This window comes from Paenarthrobacter ilicis, assembly GCF_016907545.1.
Taxonomy (GTDB): Bacteria; Actinomycetota; Actinomycetes; order Actinomycetales; family Micrococcaceae; genus Arthrobacter; species Arthrobacter ilicis.
In genome coordinates, this window is sequence record NZ_JAFBCD010000001.1 from 467675 (window position 1) to 491170 (window position 23496).

Annotated in this window: 17 protein-coding genes; all 17 read left to right on the plus strand. The window is 62.3% G+C overall.

The features are described 5' to 3' along the window. Nucleotides 1–192: 192 nt before the first annotated feature. Entirely contained in the window at nt 193–1038 is an 846-nt protein-coding gene (locus JOE60_RS02300) for a TIM barrel protein (protein ID WP_167265297.1), read from the plus strand. Nucleotides 1039–1104: 66 nt separating this feature from the next. After that, nucleotides 1105–2112 carry a Gfo/Idh/MocA family protein gene (locus tag JOE60_RS02305; RefSeq protein ID WP_167265295.1) on the plus strand — a complete coding sequence of 336 codons (1008 nt, stop codon included), beginning with the start codon at nt 1105–1107 and terminating at the stop codon, nt 2110–2112. A gap of 185 nt (nt 2113–2297) precedes the next feature. Further along, the gene (locus JOE60_RS02310) at nt 2298–3836 is read left to right on the plus strand and encodes an ABC transporter substrate-binding protein (protein WP_167265293.1); all 1539 of its coding nucleotides are present in this window, start codon (nt 2298–2300) and stop codon (nt 3834–3836) included. A gap of 6 nt (nt 3837–3842) precedes the next feature. Then, nucleotides 3843–4784 carry an ABC transporter permease gene (locus JOE60_RS02315; protein WP_167265291.1) on the plus strand — a complete coding sequence of 314 codons (942 nt, stop codon included), beginning with the start codon at nt 3843–3845 and terminating at the stop codon, nt 4782–4784. Then, the gene (locus JOE60_RS02320; protein WP_167265289.1) at nt 4781–6661 is read left to right on the plus strand and encodes a dipeptide/oligopeptide/nickel ABC transporter permease/ATP-binding protein; all 1881 of its coding nucleotides are present in this window, start codon (nt 4781–4783) and stop codon (nt 6659–6661) included. The genes JOE60_RS02315 and JOE60_RS02320 overlap by 4 nt, the downstream gene beginning before the upstream one ends. Further along, nucleotides 6658–7545: an ATP-binding cassette domain-containing protein gene (locus JOE60_RS02325; RefSeq protein WP_167265287.1), complete on the plus strand. Its 888-nt coding sequence runs from the start codon at nt 6658–6660 to the stop codon at nt 7543–7545. The genes JOE60_RS02320 and JOE60_RS02325 overlap by 4 nt, the downstream gene beginning before the upstream one ends. A gap of 30 nt (nt 7546–7575) precedes the next feature. After that, complete coding sequence (locus tag JOE60_RS02330) at nt 7576–8451, plus strand: sugar phosphate isomerase/epimerase family protein (protein ID WP_336110614.1); 876 nt, start codon at nt 7576–7578, stop codon at nt 8449–8451. A 43-nt stretch (nt 8452–8494) separates the two neighbouring features. After that, nucleotides 8495–9661 carry a Gfo/Idh/MocA family protein gene (locus JOE60_RS02335; RefSeq protein WP_167265285.1) on the plus strand — a complete coding sequence of 389 codons (1167 nt, stop codon included), beginning with the start codon at nt 8495–8497 and terminating at the stop codon, nt 9659–9661. Nucleotides 9662–9800: 139 nt separating this feature from the next. Continuing rightward, a complete protein-coding gene (locus JOE60_RS02340) occupies nt 9801–10850 on the plus strand; it encodes a LacI family DNA-binding transcriptional regulator (RefSeq protein WP_167265283.1) in 1050 nt (349 codons plus the stop codon). 108 nt (nt 10851–10958) lie between these two features. Then, nucleotides 10959–12365 (plus strand): glucuronate isomerase, encoded by a 1407-nt coding sequence (gene uxaC / locus JOE60_RS02345; protein WP_167265281.1) that lies wholly within the window; start codon nt 10959–10961, stop codon nt 12363–12365. After that, complete coding sequence (locus JOE60_RS02350; protein ID WP_167265279.1) at nt 12362–13720, plus strand: mannitol dehydrogenase family protein; 1359 nt, start codon at nt 12362–12364, stop codon at nt 13718–13720. The genes uxaC and JOE60_RS02350 overlap by 4 nt, the downstream gene beginning before the upstream one ends. A 233-nt stretch (nt 13721–13953) precedes the next feature. Then, nucleotides 13954–15339: a glucuronide transporter gene (uidB, locus tag JOE60_RS02355; protein ID WP_167265277.1), complete on the plus strand. Its 1386-nt coding sequence runs from the start codon at nt 13954–13956 to the stop codon at nt 15337–15339. Nucleotides 15340–15484: 145 nt separating this feature from the next. Next, a complete protein-coding gene (gene manD / locus JOE60_RS02360; RefSeq protein ID WP_167265275.1) occupies nt 15485–16714 on the plus strand; it encodes a D-mannonate dehydratase ManD in 1230 nt (409 codons plus the stop codon). Next, nucleotides 16704–19004 (plus strand): gluconokinase, GntK/IdnK-type, encoded by a 2301-nt coding sequence (locus tag JOE60_RS02365; RefSeq protein ID WP_167265273.1) that lies wholly within the window; start codon nt 16704–16706, stop codon nt 19002–19004. Before manD ends, JOE60_RS02365 begins: the two co-directional genes overlap by 11 nt. Before the next feature lie 351 nt (nt 19005–19355). Then, entirely contained in the window at nt 19356–20480 is a 1125-nt protein-coding gene (gene chvE, locus JOE60_RS02370) for a multiple monosaccharide ABC transporter substrate-binding protein (protein WP_405474443.1), read from the plus strand. A 126-nt stretch (nt 20481–20606) separates the two neighbouring features. Then, nucleotides 20607–22136: a multiple monosaccharide ABC transporter ATP-binding protein gene (mmsA, locus tag JOE60_RS02375; RefSeq protein ID WP_167265271.1), complete on the plus strand. Its 1530-nt coding sequence runs from the start codon at nt 20607–20609 to the stop codon at nt 22134–22136. Nucleotides 22137–22141: 5 nt separating this feature from the next. Next, entirely contained in the window at nt 22142–23422 is a 1281-nt protein-coding gene (gene mmsB, locus JOE60_RS02380; RefSeq protein WP_167265269.1) for a multiple monosaccharide ABC transporter permease, read from the plus strand. Nucleotides 23423–23496: the final 74 nt, after the last annotated feature.

Sequence of the window (23496 nt, forward strand, 5' to 3'; positions counted from 1 at the left end):
CGTTCCTCTCTGAACGTGGAGCGATCGGGTTGTGACCACTGCCACACCGTTGACCAAGAGTGCCACACTTTGGCAGTTATTGGCAATCGGTTGTCAATGCCGTGCCAAACTGGCTAAACTCGGGGACAAAGAAGCTCCTGTGAACTGCATCACCGCCCTCGGAGAGTGCCACAGGGCAACCTAGGAGATGACGTGACCCACCCCAGCGCCGTGTGGAACCTTTCAGGTTTTGGCGACGAAGTTGACCCCGATCCCGCCGTCCAAGCCGCCGTGCTCCTGGCGTTGGGAGCCAGCCATATTGAAGTCCGCAGCGCGTGGGGCACCAATGTCTCGGAGCTCGCGCCGGAAGATGTTGTACGGCTGAAGGGCATCCTGGATGACAAGGGCCTGAAGGTATCCGCAGTAGCCAGCCCCATTGGCAAGGTGGATGTCTCGCTCCCTGTTGAGCACGAGGTCACCAGGCTCCGGCAGATCATTTCCGTAGCCAAGGGGCTGGGCGCCAAGTACGTCCGGATCTTCTCCTTCTACCGCGCCGAGGGCCAAAGCCAGGATGAGATCCGGGACGCCGTCATGGAGCGGATGGAAGCGTTGGCCAAAGAAGCTGCCGGCCAGGACATTGTGCTGCTTCATGAGAATGAAAAGGGCATCTACGGAGACACCCCGGAACGGGTCCTGGACATCATGGAGTCGGTCAAGTCGCCGGCGCTGAAAGTCGCGTGGGACAACGCCAACTTTGTCCAGGTGGGCGTCAAGCCGTACACGGAAGGCTACGCGCTCCTCCGCCCGTACCTGGAATACCTTCAGGTCAAGGATGCCATTGCCACCACGGGAGAGGTAGTGCCCTCCGGTGAGGGGGATGGCGAGCTCGAAGAGACCATCGCCGCACTGGCTGCCGACGGCTACACGGGCTTCGCCTCGCTGGAGCCGCACCTTGCCAGTGCCCATGAGCTGGGCGGCTACTCGGGTCCGGTTGCTTTTGGCGTGGCGGCGCGCGCGTTCGCTGGGTTGGCAACAAAGAGCGGCGTCACTCTTTCCTGACCCCATGAACCACCCTGCATGAACCACCCAGTATCACCCCAGCATCATCCTTCGAAGGAGCAGGAAATGCCTACAGCGGCAGTCATTGGTTGCGGAGATATCTCAACCGTCCATTTCGAGGCCCTGGCCGCCACCCCTGATGTGCAGCTGGTGGCTGTCTGCGACACGGATCCGGACAGGCTGGCCGCAGCGTCGGCCAGCCACAACGTGGCCGGGTACGCCGATTACCTTGAGATGCTGGAGGAGGCGCGTCCCGACGTCGTCCATGTCTGCACGCCGCACCATCTCCACGCGTCCATTGCGGCCGACTGCCTTGAGCGTGGTGTGAACGTGATCGTGGAGAAGCCCCTGGCCCACACCTTGGAGGAGGGGCGCCGGCTGATCGACGTGGCCGGGAGGAGTACGGCGAAAATCGCCGTCTGCTTCCAGAATCGATACAACGCGACGTCCAGGGCCATGCGTGAATTGCTCGACGACGGCGGGTTGGGCCAGGTGCTGGGCGCCTCGGCCACCGTGATGTGGCACCGGAATGCCGGCTACTACCGGAGCCGGCCGTGGCGCGGCACCTGGGCTGAAGGCGGCGGCGGGCTCATGATGAACCAGGCGATCCACACCGTGGACCTGCTGCAGTGGCTGGTGGGTGACGTTGCCAAGGTTGAAGGGCACGCCTCCACGCGCTCCCTGGGTGGTGTGATCGAGGTGGAGGACACTGCCGAGTTCGCTGCGGAGCATGTCAATGGGGCCCGCAGCGTGTTCTACGCGACCCTGGCCAATGCCAGCAATGCTCCCGTCACCTTGGAGATCGTCACAGAAAAGGCGACGCTCAGCTTGCGGGGGGACCTGACGGTCACCTATGCCGATGGCACGGTCGCCGTGACTGAGGAGCGTGTGGCGGAATCCGGCGGCAGGTCCTATTGGGGTGTCTCGCACGAGCTGCTCATCAAGGATTTTTACGCCACCTTGGACCAGCCCGGACCCTTCTGGATCAATCCCGCGGAGGCCGGGAAGTCCCTTGCCATCATCAAGGAAATCTACGCCCAGAGCTACCCGGAGATACCCGCAACGGTGGCATGATCCGCCGCGCAAAAGCACGCCGGGCTGCAACTTGGCAACAAATGCAGAAACTTTTGACAATCGGTTGCCAAACCAACCATTAGTCCGTACTGTAAATCCCACACCCCGAATATGTGGTGCAGACCACACCCCCTCGCACTGATCGCACTCCGTTCGCATCAGGCAAGATCCAGTAGGAGCCGACAATGAAGTTAGGTCCCAAGGCGGCAGCAGCCGCTCTTGTACTCAGCGCCTCCCTGGCGCTCACCGCATGCGGTGGCGGCGCCGCCGGAACCGGTGGTTCCAACGCAAGCGGCGGAACCACCGTCACGGCCCTGACCCTGGGCACGCTCCGGGACCTCACCTCGTGGGATCCCGCACAGGCCCACGTCGGCCACGCACTTCAGCCGTACCAGGCCGCCTATGATTCGCTGATCCTCCGCGAACCCGACGGCAAGCTCAGCCCCATGCTGGCAACGGCGTGGAAGTACAACGACACCAACACCAAGCTCACGGTGGACCTCCGCACGGACGTCACTTTCAGCGATGGCGCCAAGTTCGACGCCACGGCAGCCAAGGCCAACCTGGATCACTTCAAGAAGGCCAACGGACCGCAGATGGCCCAGCTCAGCTCGGTCTCCGACATTGCCGTGGTGGATGCCGACACCATCGACATCAATCTCAGCTCCCCGGAGCCGGCCCTTGAATTCTTCCTTAGCCAGGCAGCGGGCCTCATGGGCAGCCCTGCTGCGCTGGGCACGGACGCCATCAAGACCGTCCCCGTCGGTTCCGGCCCCTACGTGATGGACAAGGCCGCCTCCGTCAAGGACTCGCAGACGGTGTTCACGGCGCGCGAGGGGTACTGGAACAAGGACCTGCAGAAGTACAAGAAGCTGACGCTGAAGGTACTCCTTGATCCCACAGCCCGCACCAACGCCCTGGTCTCCGGCCAGATCGACGCCACCCTGCTGGATCCCAAGAACGGCAAGCAGGCCGAAGGCGCCAAAATGAAGCTCGAAACCAACCAGGTTGACTGGTCCGGACTCCTGCTCCTGGACCGCGACGGGGCAAAGAATCCAGCCCTGGCCAACGTCAAGGTCCGCCAGGCCATTAACTACGCGTTCGATCGCAAGACCATCCTGGACCAGGTCATGCTGGGCCAGGGAACCCCCACCTCGCAGCCGTTCGGCAAGGACAGCGGAGCATGGTCCGAAGAGCTGGAGAACTACTACAGCTACGATCCCGCCAAGGCCAAGGAACTCCTGAAGGAATCCGGTTTTGAGGGCAAGGTCAGCATTGATGTTCCCACCCTTCCCGGTGCGGAAACCCTGATCTCCGTGCTCAAGCAGCAGCTTGCCGATGTTGGAATCACCCTGAACCCGGGCGCCGCCATCACCAACACCTTCACCGCTGACGTTGCCGCCCAGAAGTACCCGGCCCTGTTCTACAACCTGTTCCAGGGCCAGCCCACCGTGGCAATCGACCAGATCGTCTCCACCAAGGCCCTGTACAACCCGTTCAAGACCACCAGCCCTGATCTGGAAGCCAAGATCGCAGCCGTGCGTACCGCCGGCGAGGGTGCAGGCGAGAAGGCCAAGGAAGTCAACAAGTACGTGGTGGAGCAAGCATGGTTCGCACCCCTGTTCCGCGTGAACCAGATGTACTACCACAACGACAAAGTGAAGGTCACTCCGCAGGCCCAGCAGGCGGTTCCGTCCATCTACAACTACTCGCCTGCCAAGTAGGACCCCATGATCAAGTTCATTGCGAAAAGGCTCGGCAGCGGGGTGGTGGTGCTGTTCGTGGTCTCAGTGCTCACCTTCACCCTGCTGTACACAGCCAGCGGCAGCATTGCCCAGAACATCCTGGGAGACCAGGCAACCCCTGAACAAGTGGCTATGAAAGAACACGAACTGGGGCTGGACCAGCCCCTCTTTGTCCGCTACTTCTCCTGGCTGGGCGATGCCCTGAGCGGAAACCTCGGCGCCTCATGGTTTACCTCGGAACCGGTGGCCAACTCCCTGGCCACCCGCATCCCGGTGACCATGACCATGGTTTTCGCCGCAATGATCCTGATCGCCATCTGCGCAGCACTGATCGGTGTTGCAGCAGCAGTCAAGCGCGGCTGGGTGGACCGGGTGGTCCAGATCGGCGCCATCATTGGTGACTCCATCCCGGGGTACGTGATCGGCGTGTTCCTGGTGACCATCCTGGCCATCCAGCTGGGCTTCTTCCCGGCAACCAGCACCATCTCCCCGGAGGTGGGGCCGGAAGCCTGGGTAGTCTCCATGACCCTTCCGGTCATTGCCCTGCTGATCAACGGCGTCACCGGCGGTGCGCAGCAGATCCGCAGTGCCGTGATCAAGCAACTCGAGCGGGACTACGTTCGCACGCTGCGCAGCCGCGGGATTGGAGAGCGTGAAATCCTCTTCAAGCACGTGCTGCGCAGCGCGGCCCCGGCCGGCCTCACCGTGCTGAGCCTTCAGCTGATCGGCATGCTGGGCGGTGTGGTGATCATCGAGCAGATTTTCGCCCTCCCCGGCATGGGCCCGCTGGCCGTGGCCGCAACCGGCCAGACAGACCTTCCCGTCGTCATGGGAGTCGTGATGTACACCGTGGTGGTGGTCATCGTGGTGAACCTCCTGGTGGACATCCTCAATGGTTGGCTCAACCCGAAAGTGCGTGTGTCATGAGCGATTCCGTAGATACAGCAGCCGTAGCCGTTGCGGCCTCAAAGGCAGGCCAAAGCGGCACCGTAGTCCGTTCCAGCGTCACACGCAGGCTCCTCAAGAACCCGTTGGGAATCGCTTCGCTGCTGATCCTGGCAACCATCGCCTTCCTGGCCATCTTCGCTCCCATGCTGGCACCGTTCGAAGAGAACTTCGCCAATATCTCCAAGACACTGGCCGCACCGGACTCCGTGAATATCCTGGGCACGGACAGCGCCGGCCGCGACACCTGGAGCCGCCTGCTCTTCGGGGCCCAGCTGACCCTGCTCTCAGCCTTGCTGTGCGCCGGTGTGGCTATTGCCATCGGGCTTCCCGCGGGCCTGATCGCCGGTTACTACGGCGGCAAGTTCGAAGGTATTTCCAACTGGGTGGTGAGCATCCTCATGAGCCTTCCCGGCCTGATTGTCCTGCTGACCATCCGGGCGGCTTTCGGCCCGTCGGTGTGGATTTCCATGATCGCCTTCGGCATCCTCATCAGCCCGTCCTACTTCCGGCTGACGCGGACAGCCGTCCAATCGGTCCGCAACGAGCTCTACGTGGACGCAGCGCGGGTATCAGGCCTTTCGGACGTCAGCATCGTTGCCCGCCACATCTTCTCCGTGGTCCGCGCTCCCATCATCATCCAGACCGCCGCGATCGCAGGCGTCGCCATCGGCATCCAGTCCGGCTTGGAGTTCCTGGGCCTGGGCGATCCCACCAAAGCCACCTGGGGCGTCATGCTCTCGGAAGGCTTCAAGAACGTCTACCTCACCCCCATCCTCCTGGTGTGGCCCGCGCTTGCCATGGCGCTGACCATCGGCGGCCTGGTCCTGCTGGGCAATGCCATCCGGGATGCACTGGAAGACGGCGAGAAAATCAAGCACCGCAAGAAGCGCGGTTCAGTTTCCGCTGCCTCCTCAACAGAACGCACGACGCCGGAACCCGCCAAGGCGCGCCAGTCACGGAAGTCTGTTGCCGCCGTCGAGAGCGGAACCGAGCACCACCTGGTCAAGGTGACCAACCTGGGTGTTGGCTATCCGCAGGCGGACGGTTCCATCAAGAAGGTTGTGGACGACGTCTCCTTCCATGTGGACCGCGGCGAAATCCTGGGCATCGTGGGGGAGTCCGGATCGGGCAAGTCCCAAACAGCGTTCTCCATCCTGGGACTGCTCCCGGACAACGCACGCATTGTGGGCGGTTCCATCCAGTTCGATGGGAACTACACCGTGGCTCCCGGCGAGGACCGAGTGAGCCAGGAACGGCTCACCAAGCTGCGCGGCAAGCGGATCTCCTACATTCCGCAGGAACCCATGAGCAACCTGGATCCGGCCTTCACCATCGGCTACCAGCTGGTGACGCCCATGGTCCGGGTGCTGGGAATCTCCAAGGCAGAGGCCCGCACCCGCGCGATCAAGCTGCTCACCGACGTCGGAATTGCCAACCCGGAGCGCACCTTCGCTGCCTACCCGCACGAGGTTTCCGGCGGCATGGCCCAGCGTGTGCTGATCGCCGGCGCCATCAGCTGCGAACCGGACCTTGTGATTGCCGATGAACCAACCACCGCGTTGGACGTGACGGTGCAGGCAGATGTGCTGGACCTGCTCCGCGAACTGCAGCAGCGGTTGAACATCGGCGTGGTTCTTGTGACCCACAACTTCGGTGTGGTGGCTGACCTGTGCGATCGCGTGGCGGTCATGCAGAACGGCCGGCTGGTGGAAGAAGGGCCGGTCAGGGAGATCCTCCGCAACCCGAAAGAGCAGTACACACAGACGCTGCTGGGATCGATGCTTGAAGGAAAGACTCCCATGACCATGTTGGTCTCCACCCCCGGATCTGCAGCACAGAAGGAGCCTGTGGCATGAGCATCCAAGGAAAACCGTCCCACGGTGCGCCGCTGCTTTCGGTGGAAAACCTGGTGGTGGAATATCCCAGCAAACGGTTCCGGGCCAAGCCTTTCCGGGCACTGACGGACATCAACATCAGCATCGGCCAAGGCGAAACGTTGGGCCTGGTGGGGGAGTCCGGATCGGGCAAGACCACCCTGGGCCGTGCAGTCCTGGGCCTGGCTCCGGTCACCGCCGGAAAGGTGGTCTTTGAGGGCAACGACATCAGCAACGCGTCCCGCAAGGAACGCCGGACGCTCAGCCGGGATCTTCAGGTGGTCTTCCAGGATCCGTACACCTCGCTGAACCCGGCGCTGGAAATCGGGGATATCCTGGCCGAACCGCTGGGTGTCCAGGGCATGGATTCCGCATCCGCGAAGAAGCGCGTCAAGGAACTGCTGGACCAGGTGGGCCTGCCAACCGACGCCATCCACAGGCTGCCACGGGAGTTCAGCGGCGGGCAGCGCCAGCGCGTTGCAATCGCCCGGGCACTTGCCCTGTCCCCGAAACTGATTGTCTGCGATGAACCCGTCAGTGCACTCGACCTCTCCACCCAGGCCCGCGTGTTGGACCTCTTCCTGCAGATCCAAAAGGACACCGGCGTCTCGTACTTGTTTGTCTCGCACGACCTCGATGTTGTGCGGCACATCAGCCACCGTGTGGCCGTCATGTACCACGGAGAGATCGTGGAACAGGGGCCGGCGGAGATCGTCACCCGCGAACCCGAACACCCGTATACCCAGCGCTTGCTGCTGGCCTCGCCCGTGCCCGATCCCGACCGGCAGGAACAACGCCGCGCGGACCGCCACCGGCTGCTAGCCAACCAGCGCAACCAGAACGAACAAGCCGGAGCCGTGGCCTGACGGCCGGCCCGGCAAAACATGGAGGAAAAAGTGGCCACAATAGGCGTACAAGCGATGATGCTGAAAGACAGCTTTTCAGACATTGGAGCATTCGAAACTCTCCGCAAGGTCAGCGCGATCGGATACAACGCCGTGGAGATCTCCCAGATCCCCATGACGCCGGAGAACGTGGACGAGCTGGACCGTTCCCGCTCGGAACTGGGCATGGACATTGCCGCCCTCTCGGTCTACTTGGAGGGCCGCAAAGGGTTTGCGGTGGAAACGTTGGCTGACCACTTCGACAAGATCGTGGACGAAGCCAAGCGCCTGGATACCTCGTTGCTGCGGATCGGCATGCTTCCTTTCGGGGCCATGAAATCGCTGGATTCAGTGATCGAATTCGCTAAGCAAGCCAACGGTTATGCCGAACGGCTGCAGGAACACGGCATCAGCCTGTACTACCACAACCACCACATTGAGTTCGCGAAGTTCGACGGCAAGTACATGCTGGACATCATCGCCGAGAACTCCCCGGCCATGGGCATGGAAATCGATGTCCACTGGGTGCAGCGTGGTGGCCTGGATCCGGTAAGGACCTTGGAAAAGTACGCCGGCAAAACCGCCATGGTGCACCTGAAGGATTACAGGATCGGCCAAATGCCGGAATCGTCCTTCGGGCTCCTGGAGAAGGGCGACTTCGCGGGGTTCAACGCCGAGTTCCGCAACGTGGTGCAGTTCGCCGAGGTAGGCGAAGGCAACCTCGACTTCCCGGCCATTGTTCCCGCCGCCATTGCGGCCGGCGCGCAGTACCTCCTGGTGGAGCAGGACGAGCTGTACGGGCGCACGGTATGGGATGCCCTTCAGACCTCGTACGACAACCTGGTGGCCATGGGCCACGGCGACCTTTTCCAGATTCCAGCCCCTTAGGGTTTCCAGACTTTCTATTTTTTCAGCACAGGAGATTGCACTCATGAGCAGCAAAGTAAGACTCGGCATCATCGGCCTTGGGCAGCAGGGCGGCGCCTACGCCAAATTCATTAAGGACGGGCTTGTTCCCAACATGGAGATCGGCGCGATCTGCGATACCGATCCCGCCAAGAAGGAACTGGCCGCCGCCCAGTACCCGGACGTTCCCTTTTACGACGACTACGTAGCCATGCTGGAAAGCGGCTCCGTGGACGCGATCGTCACCTGCGTGCCGCACTTCCTGCACCCGGAAATGGGCATCGAGACGCTCAAGCGCAACATCCACGCCCTGGTGGAGAAGCCGGCCGGTGTCTACACCAAGCAGGTCAAGGAGCTGAACGAATTCGCTGCCTCCAAGCCTGAACTTTCCTTTGGCATCATGTTCAACCAGCGCAACAACCCGCTGTACAAGAAGCTCAAAGAGATTGTTGACGGCGGCGAAATCGGCAGCATCCGCCGCACCAACTGGATCATCACCAACTGGTGGCGTCCGCAGGGGTACTACAACTCCAGCGAATGGCGTGCCACGTGGGGCGGCGAAGGCGGCGGCGTCCTGGTCAACCAGGCACCCCACCAGCTGGACCTCTGGCAGTGGATCTGCGGCGTCCCCAAGTCCGTCTATTCCAAGGTGGCGTTCGGCTTCCGCCGGGACATCGCCGTCGAAGATGAGGTCACCGCGGTAGTCGATTATGGCGACGGCGCCACTGGCGTTTTCGTGACCGCCACCCACGACATTGTGGGCACCGACCGCTTCGAAATCCTGGGCGACCAAGGCAAGATCGTAGTGGAAAACAGCAAGGTAGCCACCGTTACCCGGCTGGTGAAGCCCGAGCGCCAGATCAGTGATTCCATGGGCATGGACGATGTCCGGAAGCTCTTCATGGGGCAGCTGAACCGCGAAGAGCTGTACAGCACCGAAACCATCGAGTTCGAATCGGTATGGGGCGGGCAGCACGCTGGTGTCCTGGAGAACTTTGCCGCCAACATCCTGGACGGCACGCCGCTCCTGGCGCCGGGCTCCGACGGCATTAACGGCGTCCGCCTGGCCAACGCCATCCACCTTTCTGCTTGGACGGGCAAGGAAGTGTCGCTGGACTTCGATGAGGACGAGTTCCTGACCGAGCTGAACAAGCGCATCAGCGAAGAAGGCAAGTTCGCCGAACGCGCCTGAATCCCTCTCTCGCATCCCGCCGCCTTTGGGGGATCCCTCTCTCACATCCCGCCCAAGGAGGGTAGGGATGTGAGAGAGGGACGGTGGGGGGATTTGGCAACCGCGTTGTTTTTGTTGCCACCCGGTCTACTATGAAGCAGTGACTGACGTGACGAACTCCGGAAACCCCGCCGCCGCCAAGCGTGGACGCGGGGAGAAGTCCTCCGCCACCATCTACGACATCGCCAAGCTGGCCGGCGTGAACCCCTCAACGGTGTCCCGCGCACTCAGCAAGCCGGGCCGCGTCAGCGCCAAGACCCAGAAGATCATTGAGGACGCAGCCTCCGAGCTGAACTACCAGGTGAACCCCTTTGCCCGGGCTCTGCCCACGGGGCGCACCCAGACAATCGGGCTGATCGTTGCCGATATCACCAACCCCACCTTCTTTGACATCATCCGGGGCGCCGAAACCACGGGATCCGCGCGGGATTACACGCTGGTCCTGGCAGAATCGGCGGAGTCCCCTGAAACCGAAGTGACAGCAGCCAGGCGCCTCCTCAGCACGGTGGACGGCCTGATCCTGGCCAGCCCCCGCATGGACGATGACCATATCCGGGCGCTGGCAGCGGATAAGCCCGTGGCTGTCATCAACCGCGAGGTAGCCGGCGTTCCCTGCGTGGTGCCGGACGTCAACAAGGGCATCAGCGAGGCCGTCCGCAGCCTGGCTGCCAACGGCCACCACACATTGGCCTACGTGGCCGGTCCGCAACAGTCCTGGATGACCGGCCGGCGCTGGGAAGGCGTGAAAGCCGCCTCCGAGTGGTCCAAATTGACTGCTACCCGCCTGGAATCAAGCAAACCCACGGTGGACGGCGGCCGGCAGGTTGCGCGGCAGGTCCTGGAGAGCGGCGCGACGGCGGTCATCACCTACAACGACCTCCTCGCCATTGGCCTGATGCAGGAACTCCAGGCCGGTGGCATGAAGGTGCCGGACCAGATGAGCATTGTGGGTTTCGATGACATCTTTGGTGCCGACTTCACCACTCCGGCCCTCACTACGGTCCGTTCCCCTCTGGGAGAGTGCGGAACACGAGCCGTGACTATCCTCCTGGACATCCTCCAGGGCCACGAGGCTCCCCAGGAAGCAGTGAGCGTGGAGACGGAACTGGTGGTGCGCGGCTCCAGCGGCCGCCTCCTGAAGGCCTCCTGACGCCCTCCTGACAAGCCATTGGTCAGTAACGGACCACCCCATCGCAACTAGTTGGCAATTTTTGGCAACCGGTTGACAAAGTTCCCACGCGGAACGCAAGATTGATCCATGTCACAGTCCATCGCCGCACACCCTGACAGGCTCCTGCCCGCAGATCCCGGGACGCGCAGCATCGCGCGCTCTTTGTTGGAGCGCGTCCAGGACCTGCCCATCATTTCTCCTCACGGTCACGTTGACGCTGCCGTCATCGAGCAGAACTCGCCGTTCCCCGATCCCTCGGCACTGCTGGTCAGCCCCGACCATTACGTCACGCGCCTGATCCACGCCAATGGCGCCCCCATGGACCAACTGCTGGCAGGATCCGTGTCTGCGCCGGAGTCCAGGGAGATCTGGCGGACGTTCGTTGAGGCGTGGCCCTTGTTCGAAGGAACGGCCTCCGGGTACTGGTTGCGGACCCAATTCGACTCCGTCTTCAAGCTTGGAGCGGACCTCAGTGAGATCCCTGCGGATACAAGCTATGACGCGATCGCCGCCAAGCTGGTGGAACCCGACTTCCGCCCACGGCAGCTGTTCAAGGACTTCAACATAGAGGTCCTGGCAACCACTGATGATCCCTTGGACTCTTTGGCCAGCCATAAGGCGCTCACGGATGACCCCAGCTTCAACGGCAGGGTGCTCCCCACGTTCCGCCCGGATGCCTACCTCAACATTGCCCACCCGCAGTGGAGCAGCAATGTTGACCGCTTGATGGAGACAGCTGCTGACGGTGCCACCGGCTACGCGGGCTATATTGCGGCGCTTGAGAACCGGCGTCGTTATTTTGTAGAGCATGGCGCGGTGTCCGCGGACCATGGTGTCCGGACGCCGGCAACGCTGAAGCTCACGGATGCTGACGCCGCGGCGCTCTTCGAGAAGGCCCGTGCCGGCAAGGCTACGGACGCGGACAGGGACGCCTTCGAGGCCCACATGATGTACCAGATGGCGCGCATGTCCGTGGAGGACGGCCTGGTGATGACCATCCACCCGGGCTCCTACCGCAACCACCACGAGCCTACGTTCAAGGAATTCGGTGCGGATACCGGTCACGACATCCCGTTCGCCGTCAATTACACCGAGGCGATCCGCCCGTTGTTGCAGGATTTCGGCACCGCCAAAGACTTCCACCTTGTCCTTTTCACGTTGGATGAGACGGTCTTTTCCCGCGAACTCGCACCGCTGGCTGGTTTCTATCCCTCGGTCTACGTCGGTGCGCCGTGGTGGTTCCTTGACGCCCCGGACGCCATGCTGCGCTTCCGCTCGGCCGTCACGGAGACCGCCGGTTTCTCGCGCTCGTCTGGATTCATCGATGACACCCGTGCCTTCTGTTCCATCCCGGCGCGGCACGACGCCTCCCGCCGGATTGAAGCGTCCTTCCTTGCCCGCCTGGTTGCCGAGCACCGGGTCACGGAAGACCGCGCGCACGAGCTGATCCTGGACGTCGTCGACTCTTCACCGCGCCGGGTGTTCAAGCTATGAGCGAGCCGTTGCTGAGCAGGGAAGTCTCGCATGCCGCCAAGGCGCCGGTCAGGATAGTGCACCTGGGACTGGGCGCTTTCCACCGCTCCCATCAGGCCTGGTACACGCAGCACGCGGGCGACGCGGCGGAGTGGGGCATTGCCTCCTTCACCGGCCGGCGCCCGGACGCCGCAGAAGTTCTGGCCGCCCAGGATGGCCTTTTCACCGTGGTGGAGCGCTCCGATGCGGGCGACACCTTCGAGGTTGTTGGCAGCATAGTTGAAGCTGTGGACGGCGCCAATGTGCAGCGCTTGGTGGAACTGCTGGCCGCCGGCAGCACCGCTGTTGTCACCTTGACCATCACCGAAGCAGCCTACGGATTCGGCGCAGCTGATGTTCCGTTGCTGCGCGCCGGAGGTGAACCTGCGACGCCGTTGGGCCGCTTGGTTCTTGGCCTCGCCGCCCGCAGGGATGCCGACGCCGGACCACTCGCCGTGGTGTCGTGCGACAATCTGTCCGACAACGGCTCGGTTGCCAAGCGGGGTGTGCTGGCCATTGCGCAGGACTACAGTGCGGAACTGGCTGCGTGGATTGAACACAATGTCAGCTTTGTCAGCACCTCCGTGGACAGGATTACGCCCCGTACCACGGACGCGGATCTCGACGCCGTTGCGGCCTCGTGCGGGTACCGGGACCACGCGCCGGTGGTCACGGAGCCGTTCCACAACTGGGTTCTCAGCGGCGATTTTCCCGCGGGCCGTCCGCGGTGGGAGGACTCCGGGGCCGTGTTCGTGGACGGGATTGAACCGTACGAGAACCGGAAGCTTTGGCTCCTCAACGGTGCCCACTCGATCCTTGCCTACGCCGGGCAGTTGCGTGGCCACACCACGGTGGCCGAAGCGCTTGCTGACCCCGTATGTCTGCGTGCCGTCGAGGAATTCTGGGACGAGGCCTCACGTCATCTGGATGGTGATGATCTTGGCGTCCCCGGATACCGGGCCGCCCTGCTGGAGCGGTTCGGCAACTCCCGGATTGCCCACCACCTTGCGCAGATCGCCATGGACGCCACCACCAAACTGCGGATGCGGGCTGTCCCTGTGCTGCGGGCTGAGCGCGATGCGGGCAGGAGCGGTGAAGCTGCGGCAAGGATGATCGCCGTCTGGTCTGCGTTCGTGGGAGTAAGCCCCGGGCTGCAGGATCCAGAGTCGGGGGCGGTGGCTGCTGCCAACGAACTGACCGGCCTTGAACGAACGGCTGCCCTGGTGCGCTTGCTTGATCCAGAGCTGGCCCGGGACGCGGCGATAGTGGAGCTCGTCACCAAACTCAGTGGCGACTTTGCGGCTCCAGTAACCGTGGATTCAGGTACGGCGGCTTAGGGGGTTCCCTCTGATTGCCGGCTTGTTGGCTGGCCCAGAGTGTCCGGATTTGTCCGGCTCCTGGGCCACTTTCATTTAATGCGTGGATTCGTGAAGGAAATTTGCGGCAACCGATTGCCAAGCATTGCCAAAGTGACTAGAGTTACATCAGCTGCACAAGCCGTTTCTGCTCCGGTCTCCGCGTGCGTTGAGCGGTGCGGCACGCAATGAAGCGATGGGTAAAGGAGCCCGTATTGAAGAAGCTCAGCAAAACCACCATCCTCGGCTATGGAGCCGGCGATGCCGCCAACAACCTTGCCTTCACAACGGCCACCATGTTTTTGCTGGTCTACTACACAGACGTCGCCGGGATCTCCGCCGCCGCAGCGGGAACGCTGCTGCTGGTGGTCCGCATTTTCGACGCTTTCGCGGACGTCTTTGCCGGCCGCTTGGTGGACCGGACCTACAGCAAGCGCTTTGGGAAGTTCCGCCCGTTCATTATGTTTGGCTCCATACCGCTGCTGCTCCTGAGCGTTGCAACCTTTTCAGTTCCGCAACTGGGTGAAACGGGAACCCTGCTCTATGCCTACGTCACCTATGCTGCGCTGGGACTGGCGTACTCGCTGGTGAACATTCCCTATGGATCGCTGGCTGGCGCCATGACGCAGGACCCGGGGGACCGCGCCAAATTGGGATCGGCCCGCATGGTGGGCGCTCTTCTTGTGGGGTCCGCGCTGGGAATCTTCGTTGCCCCGCTGATCAAACCCGGCGCCAACCTCCAAGGCTTGTTCACCACTGTCACCCTGGTGTTCGTGGTAATCGGCGCGGCCTTGTACTTCTTCACGTTCGTTACTGCCAGGGAGCGGGTTCACAGGGCGGTGCCGCGGGTTTCCTTCAAACAGAGCATGGACACCCTCAAGAGCAACCGGCCGCTGCTGATGCTCTGCCTGAGTTCGTTCCTCTTCCTGACGGGGTACATGGCCCTATCCTCCGTTCAGTTGTATTACCTGCGCGACGTCCTTGGCCGGCTGGATCTCTACGCCGTGATGTCCGTCGTGCAGCTGGTCATGACCTTTGTTCTGGCCGCTTTCATGCCCAAGCTGGTGAACAGGTTCGGCAAGAAGACCGTCTATGTTGCGGCGGGAGCACTGAGCGCCGTGGGCGGCGTCATCATCTTCCTCACTCCTGCGGGCATGACCTGGGTTGGCTTCTCCGGCCTGCTGGTGAGCATGCTCGGTGTGATGGCTGTAAGCATCGTGGTGTGGGCGCTTGAGGCTGACACTGTTGAGTACGGCGAATGGAAGACCGGCGTCCGCACGGAGGGCATTACCTATGCTTTGTTCTCCTTTACCCGCAAGACCGGACAGGCGGTGGGTGGCGCCCTTGCTGCTTACGCCCTGGCCTGGGGTGGCTACAGATCAGGGGTCACCCAGACGCCCGAGGCCCTGCTGGGTATCCAGTTCGCAGCCGGGGCCCTGCCCGCCATCATGGTGGTGCTGGCCATCGCCGTGATGGCGAAGTACAAACTCACCGATGCGGTGCATGCCCGGATCGTCACCGAGATCCACGCCCGGCGGACGGCCCAGGATCATGGCGCCGCCACGGAAGCTGCCACGCCCGCCGTCGTCAAAACGCAGTAGTCGCTCCACCCTTTGGCAACCGATTGCCAATTTCTGTCATCCCCTCTACACTCGATCCAACCCCACTTCTCCACGAGATGGCCGGACCGGCGCGGAAACCACTGACCGTGCCGGACCTGGCCCTCGCGGCCCGAAAGGAAAAGCTGTGAAAATCATTGCCGCTGACGTCTTTGTGACCAGCCCGTCCCGGAACTTCGTCACCCTGCGCATCACCACCGAGGATGGTGTGACGGGTATTGGAGATGCGACGCTCAACGGCCGTGAGCTGGCCGTCGCCGCGTACCTCAAGGAGCACGTGGCCCAGCTGCTCATCGGCAAGGATCCGCAGCGGATCGAGGACACCTGGCAGTTCCTGTACCGCAGCTCCTACTGGCGCCGTGGCCCGGTCACCATGGCCGCCATCGCCGCCGTCGACATGGCGCTGTGGGACATCAAGGGCAAAATGGCGGGAATGCCCGTTTACCAGCTGCTGGGCGGCGCGTCCCGCAGTGGCCTCCGGGCCTACGGACATGCATCCGGCGCCGATATCCCGTCCCTGTTCGACTCCGTCCGCGAGCACCTGGAACTGGGCTACAAGTCCATCCGCATCCAGACCGCGGTGCCGGGTATCAAGGCCGTGTACGGTGTGGCTGCCCAGGCCCAGGCTTCGGGTGAGCGGTACGATTACGAGCCCGCCGGCCGCGGCAACTTCCCGCTGGAAGAGGACTGGGACACCCGTGCCTACCTGCGTCACCTGCCCACCGTGTTCGAGGCCGTGCGCAACGAGTTCGGCCCGGAAATCCCCTTGCTGCACGATGGCCACCACCGCATGACTCCCATCCAGGCCGCCAAACTGGGCAAGGCGTTGGAACCCTACGATCTCTTCTGGCTGGAGGATTGCACGCCGGCAGAAAACCAGGAGGGCCTGCGCCTGGTCCGCCAGCACACCACCACCCCGTTGGCCATCGGCGAGATATTCAATACGGTGTGGGACTTCCAGACCCTCATCAAGGAACAGCTGATCGACTACGTCCGTGCCGCGTCCACCCACTTTGGCGGGATCTCGCCGCTGAAGAAGGTCATGGACTTCGCTGCGCAGTACCAAATCAAATCCGGCTTCCACGGACCCACCGACATCTCACCGGTTGGTTTCGCTGCGCAGCTGCACGTTGGCCTGGCCATCCACAACTACGGGATCCAGGAATACATGCAGCACTCGGACAAGACCAACGAGGTCTTCCAGCAGTCCATGACCTTCAAGGACGGCTACCTGCACCCCGGCGACAACCCCGGCATCGGCGTGGAATTCAACGAGGAAGCGGCGCTGGCCTTCCCCTACCAGCAGGCCTACCTGCCGTACAACCGCCTCGTGGACGGCACTGTCCATGACTGGTGATGCAGCCATGGCCGGTAAACAGGGCTCTGGTAACCGCCACCACGTGGTGGTCATGGGCGTGGCCGGCTGCGGAAAGAGCACCGTCGGCGCCGCCCTCGCCGAACGCCTTGGCGCGGAATTCCTCGATGGCGACTCGCTGCACCCGCAGTCCAACATCGACAAGATGGCCGCCGGAACCCCGTTGAACGACGACGACCGCTCACCGTGGTTGGCCGAAATTGGAAGGCGATTCACGGCGTCGGACTCTCCCTTGGTGATTGCGTGCAGCGCGCTCAAGCGCGCCTACCGCGACATCATCCGTGCCGGTGATTCGTCCGTGGTTTTCGTGCACCTGCACGGCACCAGGGACGTGTTGCACCAGCGCATGAACTCCCGTCCGGGGCATTTCATGCCGGCGTCATTGTTGGACTCGCAGCTGGCAACACTGGAGCCCCTGCAGGATGACGAGGCGGGCATGGTGGTCAGCATCGAAACGTCAGTGGAGGACATTGTGGAAGCAGTCAGCGCCAAACTCATTGATGCGGCAGCGGCCACGGCCACCGCCGCGGCCGGTCCGTATCTGGTGGACCTGACGGCCGCACCCTTCAATCTCGACGACGACGCCGTCGCCTGGGTGGAAAGCACCCTTGGCAGCATGACGCTCGAGGAAAAAATCGGCCAGCTGTTCATCAACCACAACAACGATTACTCCCCGGAGTACCTCGACGACGTGCTGGAGAACTTCCACGTGGGTGGGATGCGCTACCGGCCGGGGCCGTCAGCGGCCGTGCAGGAGCACATCCGGTACGCCCAGTCCAAAACCCGGATCCCCCTGCTCATCGCCTCCAACCCGGAAATGGGTGGGGCCGGCAGCTGTGACGACGGCACATTCGTGTCCACGCACCTGCAGGCGGGTTCGCACCCGGACAAGTCGATCGCACGGAAGATGGGGCAGGTAGCCGGTGTGGAAACTGCCGCGCTGGGCTGCAACTGGGCCTTTGCGCCGATTGTGGACATCCACTACAACTGGCGGAACACCGTCATCTCCACGCGGGCGTTCGGCAACACGCCGGAGATTGTGGTGGAACGGGCCAAGGAATACTTCGACGGCATCAGCGAGTCACCCACTGTGTGCGCCATGAAGCATTTCCCCGGAGACGGGATTGATGAGCGGGACCAACACGTGGTCACGTCCTACAACACGCTTGGCTACAGGGAATGGGACCAGACGTACGGCCACGTGTACCGGGAGATGATCGGGCACGGCGTGCAGTCCATCATGGTGGGCCACATAGGCGCCCCCGAGGTATCCCGCCATTTCCGGCCAGGCCTGACGGACGCGGAGATCCTCCCGGCAACTCTTGCTCCCGAACTGCTGCAGGACCTGCTGCGCGGAGAGCTCGGCTTCAACGGGCTGGTCCTCACGGATGCTTCGCTGATGGTTGGCCTGACGCAGGCCATGAAGCGCCGCGACCTGGTGCCGGCCACCATCGCCGCCGGTTGCGATATGTTCCTGTTCTTCCGCAATGGCGGCGAAGACTTCCAGTACATGATGGATGGCTATAAGTCCGGCGTCATCAGCGATTCGCGGTTGGATGATGCACTCCGCCGGATTCTTGGACTGAAAGCCAGCTTGGGCCTGCACGTCCGGGGCGCGCTGGTCCCTCCGGCCGAAGCCTTGGCAGTCATCGGCAGTGAAGCCCACAAGGTCATAGCTGCTGATATTGCCGACAAAACCGTGACCCTGGTGAAGGACACCGCGCACAACCTGCCGTTGACTCCGGAAACGCACAAGCGCATCCGGCTTTATGGGATTTCGGGTGGGGCCGACTTCACCCGGGGGGATCCGCTGGCTTACCTTGACGTGGTCAAGGAGGAGCTTGAAGCTGCTGGTTTTGACGTGGACGTGTTCAAGACGGCGGATCAGCGGGAAGCGGCGGGGGAGAAGGGCATGAACTTCATGCGGGTTCTCTCCGAAGAAGCCACTGCCGATTACGCGGAGCGCTACGACGCGGCCCTGGTATTCGCCAACGTGAAGGGCTTCGCCCAGGAGGCGTCCATCCGGATCAAATGGTCCTCGCCCATGGCGGCGGAGATTCCTTGGTACGCCACAGAGGTTCCCACGGTTTTCGTCTCCCTGAACCAGCCCAACCACCTCATTGATGTGCCCATGGTGCGGACTGCCATCCACGCCCATGCTGCATCCCGTGAGGCCATACGGGCCGTCGTCGGAAAAATCCAAGGCACATCGGACTTCCAGGGCACCTTCAACCAGAACGTTTTCTGCGACTCCTTCGACACCAGGCTTTAGTCCAGCAGGCCCCAACGGGGCCGTGGCCATGTTACTTCCGGGTAGGCCCGATGCCGCGTTATCCAGCGGTATCGGGCCTTCCTTGCGTCTCTCCACGGTAGTGCCGCTGATTGTGAACGCTAACAACGTTTCAAGTCAACACCTTTCGGGTACGCGTCCATCGAAACCATTTCGTGATCCAGCCCACTTGACCGACGGTATTGTTAGCGTTCACAATGGCATTCGCACCACCTTTCAGTGGCATGTGCCGCACCCCAGCCCACAAGCCCACTAAGCGTTACCGTGCCGGACGCGCAGATGCTCCGGCTTGCATCAGAGTTCGCGGCAAAGCTGCCGCGTAAGGAGAGCAACGTGAGATTGAAGAAACTCCTGGGCGCCGTCGCGGTGGTCCTGACCTTGACCGTGGGAGCCACGGGCTGCGGAGCCCGCGGTGGAACCGCCGAGTCCAGCACGGCCGCCAACCCCAGCGACTCCCTGGTGGGTATCTCGATGCCAACCCAGACGTCCGAGCGCTGGATCGCTGACGGAGCCAACGTTGAGAAGTCCCTGAAGGACCTCGGCTACAAGACCGACCTTCAGTTCGCCAACGACGACATTCCCACCCAGGTTTCCCAGATCGAGAACATGCTGACGAAGGGTGCCAAGGCGCTCATCATCGCAGCGATCGACGGCACCACCCTGACCGATGTCCTGGCCAAGGCCAAGGAGCAGAACGTCAAGGTCATCGCCTACGACCGCCTCATTAACGGAACCCCGAACGTGGACTACTACACCACCTTCGACAACTACACAGTGGGCGTCCAGCAGGCCACATCGCTGCTGACCGGCCTGGGCCTTGTTGACGCCAGCGGCAAGAAGGTTGAGGGCAAGGGCCCGTTCAACGTTGAACTGTTCGCCGGAAGCCCGGACGACAACAACGCCAACTTCTTCTGGACCGGCGCCATGGACACCCTCAAGCCGTACCTGGATGCGGGCACCTTGAAGGTACCCAGCGGCCAGACCAAGTTTGAGCAGGCAGCCATCCTGCGCTGGCAGGCACCCGTTGCCCAGAAGCGCATGGAAGACATCCTCACCTCGGCTTACAGCTCCGGCACCAAGCTGAACGGTGTTCTGTCCCCGTACGATGGCCTGTCCATCGGCATCATTTCCGCACTGACCAGCACCGGCGGTTACGCCACCGGCAGCCTGCCCGTAGTGACCGGTCAGGACGCTGAAAAGGGCTCCGTGAAGTCCATCATCGCCGGCGAGCAGTACTCAACAATCTTCAAGGACACCCGCCAGCTGGGCGCACAGGCCGTGAAGATGGTTGACGCAGTCCTCAAGGGCACCGAACCGGAAACCAACGACACCAAGACCTACAACAACAAGGTCAAGGTTGTCCCGGCATTCCTCCTGAAGTCCGTGATCATCACCAAGGACAACTACAAGAAGGAACTCATCGACTCGGGCTACTACAAGGAATCCGACGTCAAGTAACACCCCGTGGCCCCGCCGTTCCGTGCCTGCATTCCCTGCAGCCCGGTCCGGCGGGGCCACCGCCTCCTTAGAGCCTGTCCGAGTCCTCGGCCCGGCCAAGTTCCAACCAGTCAGCGGGAATTGACGATGAACGTACCCATTCTTCAAATGCGAGGAATCACCAAGACCTTCCCCGGGGTTAAAGCCCTTCAGGACGTCACCCTGGACGTCAACAGAGGTGAGGTCCACGCCATTTGCGGCGAGAACGGCGCTGGGAAATCCACCCTCATGAAGGTCCTGTCCGGCGTTTACGCCCACAACACTTTCGACGGCGACATCCTGTTCGAGAACCAGCCCTGCGAGTTTTCCGATATCACCGACAGCGAGAAGCGCGGCATCGTGATCATCCACCAGGAACTGGCACTCAGCCCCTACCTGTCCATCGCGGAGAACATCTATCTTGGCAACGAGCTCGCCAACAAGGGCTGGGTGGATTGGCGGAAGACCAATCTGGAAGCCGCCAAGTTGCTGGCGCGCGTTGGGCTCAGCGAAAACCCGGTCACCCCCATCCAGCACATCAGCGTCGGCAAGCAGCAGCTTGTGGAGATCGCCAAGGCGCTGTCCAAAGAGGTGAAACTCCTCATCCTGGACGAGCCCACGGCCGCGCTCAACGACGAGGACTCGGACCACTTGCTGGACCTGATCCTGCACCTCAAGGGCCAGGGCGTCACCAGCATCATCATCAGCCACAAGCTCAACGAAATCCGCAAGGTGGCCGACGCCGTCACCATCATCCGCGACGGCAAGTCGATCGAAACGCTGCGGCTGGACCAGGGAGAGATCACCCAGGAGCGGATCATCCGCGGCATGGTGGGCCGTGACCTCGAAAGCCTGTACCCGGACCGGACTCCCAGCATTGGGGAGGAAGTCCTCCGCATTGAAGACTGGACTGTCCAGCACCCGCAGGACCACTCCCGCATGGTGGTCAACAATGCCAACCTCAATGTCCGCAAGGGCGAGGTTGTCGGCTTGGCAGGACTCATGGGAGCAGGCCGCACGGAACTGGCCATGAGCGTCTTCGGCCGGACCTACGGACGCGCCGTTTCAGGCAAGGTCTACAAGTACGGCAAGGAAATCAACACGTCCACGGTGTCGGACGCAATCGATAACGGAATTGCCTACGCCACCGAGGACCGGAAGCACTACGGCTTGAACCTGATCGAGGACATCAAGCGGAACATCTCCATGGCTTCCCTGGGAAAAATTGCCAAGCGCGGCTGGGTGGACGGCAACCAGGAAACCACCGTGGCCAACCAGTACCGGAAGAGCATGAACATCAAAGCTCCTTCCGTTGCGGCGATCACCGGCAAACTTTCCGGCGGAAACCAGCAAAAAGTGGTGCTGAGCAAATGGATGTTCTCGGACCCGGACGTCCTGATCCTGGACGAGCCCACCCGTGGCATTGATGTGGGCGCCAAATTCGAGATTTACACGATCATTGCCCAGCTCGCGGCGGCCGGAAAAGCCGTCATTGTGATCTCCTCTGAACTGCCTGAGCTTCTGGGCATTTGCGACAGGATCTACACGTTGTCCGCGGGCCACATCACCGGCGAAGTCCCCATCGCCGAGGCCACCCAGGAAACCCTCATGCACTTCATGACCAAAGAGAAGGAATAACGAACATGTCCGCCCTACGAGAATCCCTTGGCTTCCTCACAAGCCGCCTCCGCCAGGTTGGCATCTTCGTCGCCCTGATCCTCATCGTCATCCTTTTCCAGGTCCTCACCAATGGCATTCTGCTGGAACCCCAGAACGTCACCAACCTGGTGGTCCAGAACAGCTACATCCTGATCCTGGCCATCGGCATGGTCATGGTGATCATCGCAGGCCACATCGACCTCTCCGTCGGCTCCATTGCAGGCTTCATTGGCGCCGTGGCCGGCGTGATGATTGTGCACTGGGGCTGGGCGTGGTGGCTGGCCATTCCGGCCTGCCTCCTGGTGGGTGCCTTGGTTGGCGCGTGGCAGGGCTACTGGATCGCCTACGTGGGCATTCCGGCCTTCATCGTCACCCTTGCCGGCATGCTGATCTTCCGCGGCCTGACCCTGATCACCCTCAAGAACCAGCAGATCACCCCGTTCCCCAGCGAACTGCGCGCCTTGGGCGGCGGCTTCCTGCCGGACATCTCCGGTGGTACTTCTGTTCTTGAGTGGCTGACCGTGATCCTTGGTGTGGGCGGTACCGCCGCCATCCTGTTCCAGGCCCTGAAAGAACGCCGCGTCCGCCGCAAGTTCAACCTGGAAAACGAGCCCATGGCGTGGTTCGCCGTCAAGAACGGCTTCATTGCAGTGCTGATGCTCATCATCACGTTCCTGCTGGCCAGCTACCGTGGAACCCCGATCGTGCTGATCGTCCTGGCTGCACTGGTGATCCTCTACTCGGCACTCATGAACAACAGCATCTTTGGGCGCCACACCTACGCAATCGGTGGCAACCTGCACGCTGCTGAACTCTCCGGCATCAAGACCAAGAAGGTCACCTTCCGCCTCTTCGTCAACATGGGCGTCCTGGCAGCACTGGCCGGCCTGGTGTTCACCGCACGTTTGAACTCCGCCCAGCCCGCCGGCGGCACCGGCTTTGAACTGGACTCCATTGCCGCGGCCTTCATCGGTGGCGCTGCGGTCCAGGGCGGTATCGGTACGGTTGCCGGTGCCATGATTGGTGGCCTGATCATGGGTGTGCTCAACAACGGCATGTCCATCCTGGGCCTGGGTACTGACTACCAGCAGCTCATCAAGGGCCTGGTGCTTCTGCTTGCTGTGGCCTTCGATATCTTCAACAAGAACCGCACCGGTGCCGGTGGCGGTTCCGGCATTGCCCGCCGCTTCAAGTGGAAGACCACACCGCCGGCAACCGAGGCAGCCCCCGCTGCCAAAGAACCTGTTGGCGTCGACGCGAAATAGCCACTGATGTCACGCGGGGGAGCGGCCCGGTCCCAGGAAGTTCCCGGGACCGGGCCGGGCGCGGCGGCCGGGCC